Here is an 11,578-nt window from a genome sequence, read left to right on the forward strand (position 1 = left end):
TTTACATACCTCAAAAAGATTTTGAAAGGCTTAGCAAATATTCTGTTTGCGAAGATGACTTGATTATATCTGTAGTAGGTACCTTAGGTAATGTTGCGATTATTCCTAAAAATCAAATAGGAATTTTTAGTTGTAAGAGCACGTTGTTTAGAAATTCGTCAATAGATCCCTATTACTTACTTGCTTATCTAAATTCTAACTATGGTCGCAAATGCTTATTAAGAAGACAACGAGGTGCAGTACAAACTGGATTAAATAAAGATGATTTAAAAACCGTACCTGTTCCGATTTTTTCTGATATAATTCATAACTATATCGGTCAGTTAATTAGAAAAGCCTTGAAATTGAATTTTGAATCTCAAGTGTTGACCACAAAGACTCAACAACTTCTGGAAAATGAATTGGGACTGGATAAACTAAAGTTCGAAAATCCAGTGGGTTATGAGGCCAACTTTAGTGAAATTGTTTTTGCCAGGAGGATAGATTCTCAATGTTACAGACCTGAGTATATCAATTATGAGAAACATCTTCGGGAGCATTCTCAAATTGATGATCTGAGAAATCTCGTAGAATCATCAGTCAAAGGTAAGCAGATGGCAATCTCTTCTGATGGGACACTAAACTACGCCAGCATTAAAGATATCCAAGGTTTGGAGTTAATATCGGATAGTTTTTGTCATTTTTCTTCTGATACGAGAATTGCCGATAAAGGCGATTTGCTTCTTGCTATCACCGGCGCTACAATTGGAAAAATTGGAATTATCGATAGATATGATCGACTTGCGTTTAGTGGTGATTTGTTGGGACTTAAAGTAAAAAACAATATTGATCCTTTTTATCTTTTGGCTGTAATGCAGAGTCCAATTGGTCAAAGTCAATGTAAAAGATGGATAACTGGTTCAACAAATGGGCATCTTGCTCCACAGGATGTTGGAAAGATTGTTATCCCAAGGTTAGGGAATCAAAAAGAACAATTGATTTCGGAAAAGATCAATGAGTCTCTGAAAGCGAGGTGTGAATCAGAAATTTTGCTGGAAAAAGCAAAAACCCGTGTCGAAGAGCTCATCGAAAAAGCCGCTGAACAATCACCGGCATAAGTCGAGCCGGGAAAAAGACAGTGATAGGACGAACTATGTTATCCAGAACTGGATGAGAACCCGAAGCACCATTGAGTTCATGGGACTTTGGGAACAAATCCATAATCCTTATTTTAAAGGGGTCGAATTCGACCTGTTTCAAATGATGAAAGACCCAATCGTTCAAGATATTCGCCGTCATCGGAAAGAATATGGCAAAGAAAATGAAAATGACCTGGATAAAATCATTGAATCACTTCGCACCCGTGAGCGTTATTCAAAACGGAAAGTGTTGAATCCAGGCCCAAAGTTACGGCTGGTTTCTACTGGAACGGTCGGGGGACCGCGTATCGTGCCTTTTTCAACAAAGGTATTATCTGACACTCCATAGAGGGAAGAGAGACGCTGCATGAATCTCACAACCGAAGACAAACGCCTTTTACAGGAACTGTGCGACCGGCACAGCGTCAGCTATGACAAGGTGATCCAGCTTTTGAAGACCGTCAATGCCTATGAATTGAAAGATCGTCGAACCGGGATTTACGATGCCTTGCGGGAGATCATCACAAGCGATTTGCACTGAACCGGAGTGAAATAATGAAATTTCGAAAACTGATCATCGAAAATTACAAGTCATTTCAATTTCCAACGGAACTCCATTTCCCGGACGGTGATGACGGCAAAAGCATCTTTCTCATTGGCGGAATGAACGGCGCCGGCAAGACCTCCATCATGGAAGCCATCAATTTTTGTCTTTACGGCGGAAAAGCGGATCTCATTTTTAAAGCGATCAACCGCAAAGAGAAAGCCCGGGGAAACGTCAGGGTCTCATTTGAACTGGAACTGGAGATGGATGATTTTTCCGAACTGATCATCAAACGCACCTGGAGTGCCGGTGCCGTAGATTCCCCCAAAGCCAGGGATATTGATGAACGCCTGGTGGTGGTTCGGGACGGAAAGCGGGTATCCATACAGAACAAGAAAATGTGGCAGGACTTTATCCGGGCCACCATCCCACCGGGCATTACCCAGTTCTTTTTCTTTGATGGCGAGAAAATCCAGGAGATTGCCGCAGACGACCATTCCGAGGTACGCCTGAAATCTTCCCTTGAAACGGCCCTTGGACTGCAATACATCAATCGTCTGTCTCAGGACGTTCTTTATCTGAAACAGGAAGAACGAAAAGGATTTGTGGAGATATCCGATGAAGATCTCAACTTCAAGGAGATGGAGCTGAAAAAGGAACGGGGCCGGTTGCAACGAAAGCAAAAGGAACATGAAGAGATCGCGGAGGCCCTTGCCGAATTCAAAACCCAACAGGAAGCGGCCCAAAAAAGGTTTCAGGCCATTTTTCATACAGATCCTGAGAGCCGGGAGAGCATCCGTGAAAAGGAAAAAAAGCGGGTACAGACATCCAATCGCCTGACCCAGGTGGAGAACGAGATCAAAGGGTTGTGTGAGAAGTTTCTTCCGTTCAGCCTGGCAGGCGGTTTGTTTGACGGCATCAAACAGTAGATTGAAAAAGAGCGGGAATCCACCCAGGGAGAAGCCATCAAAGCCCATGCCGCAGAATTGGCCAAACGGATTGTACGCATGGTGGAAGAGCCGGAACCCATCTATCGGGAAACCCTCACTCCGGAAAAGATGAAAGAGCTTGAAACGCGGATATACCGTCTGCTCAAAGAGGGTGTGGCATTGGAAGATACCCCCAAAATATTAAACCTGTCCGAGCGGGACGCCGCCAGGGTGTTGCAGAAAATGGAATGGCTTGAAAACAGCGATGTCTTCATGATCCAACCGTTGATCGAAGAGAAACGGGAGATTCAGACGCAATTGAAAAAGATTGAAGCCTCTTTGCAGATCGGAGCGGCAACCGAGAGTGAAAGTGAGCTGTTCGATCAATTGCAGGCGGATATTGAGAGTTGCGCCACCCAGATGGGCAGGAAAACAGAGCAGCTTCGCACCGTGGAAGATGAGATGATACGCCTGGAAAAACAGGTCAGGGAGATCGAAACAGAGATTGAACAGTTATATGAGAAGCACCATCTCTCTAAGGAAAAGGCCATGTTCATCAGTGAGTGTGATGCCATTGCCGGACTGTTGAGTCAATTCATTGTGCGTCTCCGGAAAAATAAAATCCACCTGCTGCAGGAGAGAACCTTTGAAATGTACAAGCGCCTCTCCAGTAAGAGCGGATTGATCAAAGACATCACCATCGACGAGACAACCTATGAAATTCATATCATCGACAAAAACGGGCATGAGATCATGAAATCGGGGTTGTCTGCCGGAGAAAAAGAAGTCTTTGCCGTCTCTTTGCTATGGGGGCTTGCCCAGACCAGTCAGGTGTCACTGCCCATTATTGTGGATACCCCCCTCTCCCGCCTCGACAGCACCCACAGAGACAATATCATCAACCACTATTTTCCCAATGCCGGAGAGCAGGTGATCATCCTTTCAACAGATACGGAGATTGATACCGATTACTATCGAACCCTTCAGCCCTGTTTGAGTGGGGCAGCCCACCTCGACTTCGATAAGGGACGGGAGTTGACGACAATTCAATCCGGATATTTCTGGGAGGCGTAGCATGGCGGATCGATTGTACACCAGCAGTGAAGCAGATGAGATACTGAGTGCCCTCCGTTTTGAGACAAAACTGGACAAAGTGGTGCTGGCCCGTATTGCCTTCTCCCTCTCCCTTGCCGAGGTGGGAGCGGATGTGCCTGTCAGTGTCAAGTTTGATGGCAGTGAGATGAAACGTCCCACTTTTATTGGAGATGACGAGACATTTATCCGTACACTGATTTCCCATGTATATCAAAACTCTGAAATCAGTGAAGAGACCTTTTATTCCAACAAGTCCATCATAAAAAATCACATTGATCATGGCTGCCGTTGGCTGTTGGATCTTTTTGTGGAGTGCGGACGGGACAGTGAGCATCTGTTATCGAAGCTGGCCGACAGAGTGGTGTTTTCCGGTCGAAAAGAGGCAAAAGGCCGGGGGCTGACCCTGTTCGTCGGCAAATCAATGCTGAAAAAAAACGATCTTTTCATGGAGCTGAACAACACCGCACGCCATGCCAATTCACATCTTGCCATCATGGGCAAACCAGGGGTTGGAAAAACACAATTTTTGCTCAAACTTTTAACCGATATCCGTATTCAATCCAATTTTCAGACCCATTTCATCTATTTTGATTATAAAGGGGATGTGGTGGACAATGAACGATTTATTGAAGCGGCAAAGGTCCAGCCATATCAGTTGCTCCATGAAGGCACTTCACTCCCTGTCAACCCCTTCATCCTTCCGTCTTATGATGAGCAGACCATCAATGTGTCGGCCCGGGAGAAATCCGAAAGCTTTGCATCCATCAACTCCCGCTTGGGTGTGGTTCAGAAAGGCGCTTTGACCGAAGCCATCAGGGCGGCATATGCCAAACGAAAAGATGCATCCGCCCCTTATCCCGATTTTCAGGATGTGCTCGAAATGGCCACCCTCATGTATGAAGAGGACAATAAAAAAGACGACAGCCTTATGGAGGTGCTCAAGGATCTGGCTGATTTCGATCTCTTCTGGAAGCATGGGGATGAAAACCCGCCCATCAGCCGTTTGACCAATCGAACGCTTTTAATCGATCTTCATATCATGCCGGTACTGAAAGAGCTGGTGGCCTATCTCGTCATTGAACGGATCTATAAAGAGATGGCCTCACTTCCGGACAGCCCGGTTGAAGAGGGGCACCGTACCATCAGAACCATTCTAGTCATTGATGAGGCGCATAACTATTTGAGCCAAAAGAACATCTTTTTGCAGCGTATTATCCGGGAAGGGCGATCGAAAGGAATCGTGGTCTTTTTTGCCAGTCAATCTCCCAATGATTATCAGCAAAAGTTTTTCAATTTTCAGGAGCTGTTGGAATTTGTGTTTGTGTTTCAATGTGATGGGGTGTCGGCAAAGTCGATTCAGGATATTCTGGGCTGTGGACAAAAAACGGCAAAGGAGCTGCAGGCGGAAGTGGCGCGTCTGGAGCCGTGGCAAGTGATCAGTCGAAGTGATGTTAAAACAGAAGAGTTTGCCAAATTTACGGCAGAAGCATTTTATAAAAATTATTCATGATTAAACACTCATGGCCGATGTATATCGGTCACCCCAAACATGAAAATAGTGAGGGATATTTTCACGGTAAAAAAGTGCTTATGCTCAAATGCCATGGGAGAGAAACGCAAGGTTATTTCATTAAGGAATGAGTACGAAATAAGATGCTCAATTAGAATTTTTAAACGTACTGCCTGCAATGGTCGCCTGTTTTGAAATGGGCAAGTTATTTATGACTCATTCCTAAATCAGTGTTAAGGATCGGCAATGCCAAAACGAATCATGGAGCTTCCGGAAAATGAGCGTCCCAGGGAAAAACTTCGGGAAAAAGGTGCAGCATCATTATCCGATATTGAGCTATTAGCGGTTCTTTTGGGAAGTGGAACTCAAAAATATGACGTCCTGAGAGTCGCCAAAAACCTTATCAAGACCATCGATGAAAAAGGAATTTCGCTTTCAGTAAAGGATTTGCAGGTTGTGGAAGGTATTAGGATGGCCAAGGCTTCGGCGTTGAGCGCAGCCTTTGAATTTGCAAGACGGAGAATAAAACCCGAGGGGTTGAAAATTCAATCTCCCCTGGATATCCTGCCCATGATTCAGCACTACAGCGACCGGAAGCAGGAACATTTTTTGAGCATCTCCCTGAATGGAGCCAATGAGGTGATCAATATCCGAATTGTGACCATTGGCCTTGTCAATCAAGCGCCGGTGCATCCTCGGGAAATCTTTGCTGATGTGTTGATGGATAGAGCATCTGCCCTCATCATTGCCCACAATCACCCCTCCGGAAATCTTCAACCCAGTCAGGAAGATATCGAAATTACCCATAAAGTGAGAGATGCTGCACGGGTATTAGGCATTCGATTGCTGGATCACATTATTTTCAGCAGAAAAGGGCATTACTCTTTTCTGGAAAGTGGAATGATAAAAAAATAAAAATTTTAAAAATCGTCGAAGTTTCCCTTTGTTTTGAAAAAGAGATAATGTTTCAAATGAACAGACTCCACTATGCCAAAGATATAAAATATTTTATAATATCAGATATTTTTGGCAAAACAGTTGCAATTGACAAGTTAGCTGATGATCTTGATTTAGATATTGATATTGATATTATTGATCCCTATGCCGGAAAAGATATGCAATTCCATTCCGAGGAGCAGGCCTATCGATTTTTTATGAGCAATGTGGGACTGGATTGTTATTGTGATATTGTAAAACATCGTTTGGACACAACTCAGATGCAACTTGTTTTGATAGCCTTCAGCGTGGGTGCTTCTTCTGCCTGGAAAATTTCAGAAACATTTGCCCCTGAAAAAGTTAAGCATCTCTTCTGTTTTTATGGTTCCCAGGTCAGACATTCACTTACCATTGAGCCTGTAGTTCCCATCGAATATATCATGCCGTGTCAGGAGAATGGATTCAGCGTTGCTGAATTGTCAAGCCGCCTTTCAGAAAAGCAGAATGTTTTAGTTCATGAAACGTCCTATTTGCATGGATTCATGAATGCTTTTTCAAGAAACTACAATTCTATGGGCTACACTCAATATGTGAATTGGCTGTGTGAACAGATTATTGCATGAATCATTGAGAACAAGGATGTTGAAAACTCCATGAAAACTGAAAAAAACAAAATACTGGTGGTGGATGATGACCCTGGACACAGAACCATGCTCAAAACCTTGATGGGAGGCTGGGGCTATGAGATTTATCTGGCCGATGACGGTTCTACAGGAGTTGATATGGTCATGGATGGTGATATCCATTTTGATATGGTTCTCATGGATATGAAGATGCTCAAGATGTCCGGCATGGAGGCCCTGGAAAAGATCGTGGCTTACAACCCAGCACTTCCTGTGATCATCATGACTGCTTTTTCATCAATTGAAACTGCTGTGGAAGCCCTGAAAAAAGGTGCATATGACTATCTGACCAAACCCCTTGATTTTGATAAGTTGAAGCTGACCATTGCCCATGTTATTGAAACTTTATACCTGAAACATGAGAATACCACATTGAAGGAGCAGTTGAGCCAGGGATTTTTACGGGAGAAGATTATAGGAAACAGCCCTGCAATGACCGCTTTGCTGGAGACAGTGGAGATGGCTGCGGCATCTGACGCAGGAATTCTTATAACCGGCCCTTCCGGTACTGGAAAGGAGCTTATAGCAGGGGCTGTTCACGCCAACAGTCCAAGGCGTAAAATGCCCTTTGTTAAGATCAACTGTGCCGCAATCACCGAATCCCTTCTGGAGTCCGAACTTTTTGGCCATGAGAAAGGTTCTTTTACCGGTGCGGACAGGAAGCGTAAAGGGAGATTTCTCCAGGCCCACGGAGGCAGTATCCTTCTGGATGAGATAGGTGAGATGAGCCTTGCCATGCAGGCCAAGCTTTTGCGTGTACTCCAGGAAAAGGAAGTGACACCTGTTGGGAGCGAGCAGAATATAAATGTTGATGTTAGGGTGATCGCTTCCACCAACAGGGATCTTTTAAAGATGTCCCAGGATGGTGGTTTTCGGGAAGATCTCTATTTCAGATTGAATGTTATCACACTTGAAATGCCGCCCCTCAATGAACGTAGTGAGGATATTCCGGTGCTTTCGCTTCACTTCATGAAACAGTTTGCTCAGAAGAACCAGCGGGATATCAAAGGCTTTACCCCTGAAGCCATGGATGCCATGATTCGCTATGCATGGCCAGGAAATGTAAGGGAGCTTATGAACAGTGTGGAACGAGCAGTGGTTCTTGCAAGGGGAGATTACCTCTCTCTTGATGATTTCCCTTTTATTGCCAGTCAGACATATCAAAAAGGGGAGACAGGCACACATGGAGATGTCACAACTTCAGGGGCCGGAAATTTTTCTGGGAATGGTTCTGAAAAAGGAAGTTCTACTGTTGACATTCCCCTTGCGGATGTGGAAAGGGATGCAGTACTGGGAACCCTTGAATCAGCCGGAGGTAATCGCAGTGAGGCAGCCCGGCGGCTGGGGATTACCAGAAAGACATTGTTGAAAAAATTGAAACTTTACGGCAAAGCGTAATAATTTTTGTATCGGGCATCCTTCTGCCGCAATTAACCTGCCGGGAACTTCTGATATTAATTTTCAGAATGCCCAAAAATCATTTTTGATTTTAGAAAGTGTAAAGCGAGGCATGAAGGATGCCGCCTTTTAATTCAATTTTTTCTCAATATATGAAATTCCAAGGGAGCAGGAAAAGCAGATCAGAAAGTAGATAACCAAAATAGAGATCCATATCTCAAAGGTTAAAAAGGTTGCTGACATAAGCTCCATCCCCTGGAAGGTTAATTCCGGAATGGATATAACAGATACAATTGCAGAATCCTTGATGATGGAGATCATCTGGCCTGCAAGGGGAGGCAGCACTGTTTTAAAAGCCTGGGGCAAAATTATGTGACGCATCTGCTGAAACCGGTTAAACCCAAGGGCAGAGGATGCTTCCCACTGCCCCTTCTCTATATCTTCAATGCCTGCTCTGATGATTTCCGTTATATATGCGCCCTCATAGACAGCCAGGGCAAAGGTGCCTGAAATAAAAAGAGGAAGATCAGATACCGGACCTGTTAAAAGAGATATGGTGCTTCTCATAAGACCTTTATCCATGTGGATAAGGCGTTCAAGTTTCATAAGGGGAAGCAGGGCATCTGCAATAAAATAGTAGGAGATAAAAAGCCATACAAGTATGGGAATGTTGCGGATTAGGCCAACATATGCTGTACCCACACTTTTAAAGAAAGTGTTTTTGCCTGCCCTACCAATGGCCATTACAGTGCCTATCAAAAGTGATATCAACGTTGCCCATATACTGATTCTTAGGGTTGTTATAATGCCGGACATCAGTACGCCAGGTACCCATATACCTGTTTTTGCATCAAAACGGAATATGTATTGGGGGATACTTTGCCAGCTCCATCTGTACTCAAGGTTTGCTGCACTTTTCCATAAGAGCCATGTGATGCATCCGGCAATCAATCCAAGTATGATTGCATCCATCCAGGATATGGGTATTTTTTCCTGACCTTTAATTGCTCCTTTTGAGATCACTGAATCTGCTGCTCCCACTCTTTTGTCTCAAACCAGTAGTGTTTTCTCTCTTGTAGCCACCCTTCGGCATCCACATATCTTATCCAGTTATTGAAAAAATTTAGTGTATCAAAATCATTTTTTCTTACGGCAAATCCTATGGGTTCCTTTGTGAATGTACCGGATAGCGGCAGAAATAATTTGTCAGGGTATTTGATTGCCTGAAAAGCCGGAGTTGGTGCAGAGCCTACAACTGCGTGTGCACGGCCGTTAATCACTTCCTGGTAAGCCTGTGCTTCGTCATCAAACATTCTTATTTCTGCAAGTGGGAGATATTTTTTTGTTGCAGCAACCGCTGTTGAGCCCAGCCTTGCTGCAATGATTACATTCTTTGAGTTAAAATTTTCAAGTGAGTTAAAATCCTTGGCAAGGGTTCTGCTTGCCACCATTGACATTCCAGTGTAGTCGTAGGGTATGGTGAAATTAACCTTAAGATTTCTGGATGGCAATATGCCCATGCCACCTATTACCACGTCAAATTTGTTCATAAGAAGGGCAGGGATGATGCCTGACCATTTTGTAGGAACAAATTCAACAGCTACACCCATGTCCTTTGCAAGCCTTGTGGCAACATCAATCTCAAAGCCAATAAGCTGACCTGTTTTGTCTTTCATTGCCCAAGGTACAAATGTTGACATTCCGACTTTTAGCGCTCCTCTTTTTAGTATCTGTTCAATTGTGCTTTCTGATCCTTGTGCCAAAGTTGCCTGTGTTGAACACAAAATAATGCTCAATGTAATAATCACGATCATAAAGGTACTGAAAATAAACGGAGTTTTGTTTTTTTGTGGAGTGGGTGTTTTTCCAACTTTATTTTTGAAAAAACAGAATGTATCAGCACAGCATGGTTTCTCAATAACGGTGTTGGTAATAAAGGAAGAGGTCTTTTTAAAGTAATGAAGCATTTTTTTCTCCTTAATTGTTGAATGATTTTGAAAATTTTTTTTCCAGAAAATGGGTAAAAATAGATAAACCTGCGGTAATAATGATGTATATGACAGCCACTGCAAACCAGATTTCGAAAACCATATATGTTTCAGCTATAATCATCTGGCCTTCCATGGTCAGGTCGTACAGGGCAATGGTACTGACAAGTGCGGAGTCTTTTATAAGTGATATCATCTGTCCAGCAAGGGGAGGTATAATGACAGGTATAGCCTGTGGCAGAACAATGTGCCGGTATATCCGGAAAGGTTTTAGGCCAATTGATGCAGCCGCTTCCCATTGTTCGGTGGAGACGCTTACAATTCCTGCTCTTATAATTTCTGAGGCATATGCACCTTCAAAAAGGCTCAGGGCCAGGACAGCAGAGGTGAATCTTTCTATGCCCAATACAGGAGAAAGAACAAAGTAGAGGAAAAAGATCTGAACAATCAATGGTGTATTTCGGATCACCTCAAGGTAAATTCTGGCAATTGCCCTGAGAGCAAAGGAGGGGGAAAGTCTGAAAACAGCAGTTATAAGGCCTGTTAAACAGGAGAGAAACAGACTTATCACTGAAATTTGAAGAGTAACCCAAAGTCCCTTTAAAAGTGGCCCGGGAATAAAGCTCTCCTTCTGAAATGTTCCAATATATTTAACAATTCTGTACCATTGCCAGTTATAATCGGATTTATCAGCCAGATACCATATAAGAGCAGCAGGCAAGGCGAAAAACATAAGGTTTTTTGAAAATCCAATAGCGGGGTTTAACCATGTATATTGAGTATTTTTTTTATGATTCAATGGTAAAATAATTGTCTTTGTCTCTATTTTTTCCATATCGGAACTCTGATGTTGTTGTAAAAAGTCGGCAACGCCATAAAAGTTATCTATAATTTCAGTTGGTTATGACTTAAAAAACTTGGAACTTGACTTTTTTACAGGTTCATCAACTCTGATTTAACAAAAAAATAAGCAGTAAACAACAAGGTCTCTTTAATTTTTAACTTTGCTCATAACATTTTTTAACATTTTTTGAAACACCCAAAAAAATAAAAGAGATATTTGGAGTGTTTGAGTGTGGGGAAAAACTGTTTTTATTTTTTTACCCAAAAGAAACTTCCTTGGAAAAATAGAGAAAACAAAAAAATAAAGGCTTATATTTCAAATAGATAATTAAAAAGTTAAAAAAAAATAAAAAAGAGTTTGACACATCACAGATGAGCAGGTATAATCCCCGAGTCTTTTTGAGACAGCAGCTCTTCTCAAAAACGAAAGAGCTTCTCTCGAAAAGATTTTTTTGTTTTTAGATGGCTTGTTTAAAAACAGGTCTTGAAAATAGAAAAAATAGGGAAAAAATAGGTAGTAACAAAATTGAGTAG

The 11,578-nt window shown here is 42.8% G+C and carries 12 protein-coding genes; 9 read left to right on the forward strand and 3 right to left on the reverse strand.

Annotated features, from left to right (window positions below):
* From MTBBW1_RS20695 to MTBBW1_RS20725, 9 genes are all read left to right on the forward strand, one after another.
* Nucleotides 1–1,097 (forward strand): restriction endonuclease subunit S domain-containing protein (locus MTBBW1_RS20695; RefSeq protein ID WP_080806707.1); only part of this gene is annotated, 1,097 nt, incomplete at its 5' end.
* Complete coding sequence (locus MTBBW1_RS29200) at nucleotides 1,051–1,467, forward strand: hypothetical protein (protein ID WP_087881810.1); 417 nt, start codon at nucleotides 1,051–1,053, stop codon at nucleotides 1,465–1,467. The genes MTBBW1_RS20695 and MTBBW1_RS29200, both read left to right, overlap by 47 nt.
* Before the next feature lie 18 nt (nucleotides 1,468–1,485).
* Entirely contained in the window at nucleotides 1,486–1,659 is a 174-nt protein-coding gene (locus MTBBW1_RS28615) for a DNA modification system-associated small protein (RefSeq protein ID WP_186441572.1), read from the forward strand.
* A 14-nt stretch (nucleotides 1,660–1,673) separates the two neighbouring features.
* Complete coding sequence (locus MTBBW1_RS29205; RefSeq protein WP_222424127.1) at nucleotides 1,674–2,591, forward strand: AAA family ATPase; 918 nt, start codon at nucleotides 1,674–1,676, stop codon at nucleotides 2,589–2,591.
* 78 nt (nucleotides 2,592–2,669) lie between these two features.
* Nucleotides 2,670–3,665 carry a hypothetical protein gene (locus tag MTBBW1_RS29210; protein ID WP_222424128.1) on the forward strand — a complete coding sequence of 332 codons (996 nt, stop codon included), beginning with the start codon at nucleotides 2,670–2,672 and terminating at the stop codon, nucleotides 3,663–3,665.
* A gap of 1 nt (nucleotide 3,666) precedes the next feature.
* The gene (locus MTBBW1_RS20710; protein WP_080806708.1) at nucleotides 3,667–5,196 is read left to right on the forward strand and encodes a DndE family protein; all 1,530 of its coding nucleotides are present in this window, start codon (nucleotides 3,667–3,669) and stop codon (nucleotides 5,194–5,196) included.
* Between the two features lie 246 nt (nucleotides 5,197–5,442).
* Nucleotides 5,443–6,111: a RadC family protein gene (radC, locus tag MTBBW1_RS20715; protein WP_080806710.1), complete on the forward strand. Its 669-nt coding sequence runs from the start codon at nucleotides 5,443–5,445 to the stop codon at nucleotides 6,109–6,111.
* A 56-nt stretch (nucleotides 6,112–6,167) separates the two neighbouring features.
* A complete protein-coding gene (locus tag MTBBW1_RS20720; protein ID WP_080806712.1) occupies nucleotides 6,168–6,755 on the forward strand; it encodes a hypothetical protein in 588 nt (195 codons plus the stop codon).
* A gap of 30 nt (nucleotides 6,756–6,785) precedes the next feature.
* The gene (locus MTBBW1_RS20725) at nucleotides 6,786–8,213 is read left to right on the forward strand and encodes a sigma-54-dependent transcriptional regulator (protein WP_080806714.1); all 1,428 of its coding nucleotides are present in this window, start codon (nucleotides 6,786–6,788) and stop codon (nucleotides 8,211–8,213) included.
* A gap of 129 nt (nucleotides 8,214–8,342) precedes the next feature.
* Here the strand turns inward: MTBBW1_RS20725 and MTBBW1_RS20730 are convergent, their stop codons facing one another.
* Genes MTBBW1_RS20730 through MTBBW1_RS20740 form a run of 3 tightly spaced genes read right to left on the reverse strand, consistent with a single transcriptional unit; the run spans nucleotide 8,343 to nucleotide 11,036 of the window.
* Nucleotides 8,343–9,236, reverse strand: coding sequence for an amino acid ABC transporter permease (locus MTBBW1_RS20730; protein WP_245809496.1), 894 nt, complete (start codon nucleotides 9,234–9,236; stop codon nucleotides 8,343–8,345).
* Nucleotides 9,233–10,180, reverse strand: a complete 948-nt coding sequence (locus tag MTBBW1_RS20735) for a transporter substrate-binding domain-containing protein (RefSeq protein ID WP_245809497.1) — start codon at nucleotides 10,178–10,180, stop codon at nucleotides 9,233–9,235. The genes MTBBW1_RS20730 and MTBBW1_RS20735 overlap by 4 nt, the downstream gene beginning before the upstream one ends.
* 10 nt (nucleotides 10,181–10,190) lie before the next feature.
* Nucleotides 10,191–11,036 (reverse strand): amino acid ABC transporter permease, encoded by an 846-nt coding sequence (locus MTBBW1_RS20740; protein ID WP_080806716.1) that lies wholly within the window; start codon nucleotides 11,034–11,036, stop codon nucleotides 10,191–10,193.
* Nucleotides 11,037–11,578: the final 542 nt, after the last annotated feature.

Source organism: Desulfamplus magnetovallimortis (assembly GCF_900170035.1).
Taxonomy (GTDB): domain Bacteria; phylum Desulfobacterota; class Desulfobacteria; order Desulfobacterales; family Desulfobacteraceae; genus Desulfamplus; species Desulfamplus magnetovallimortis.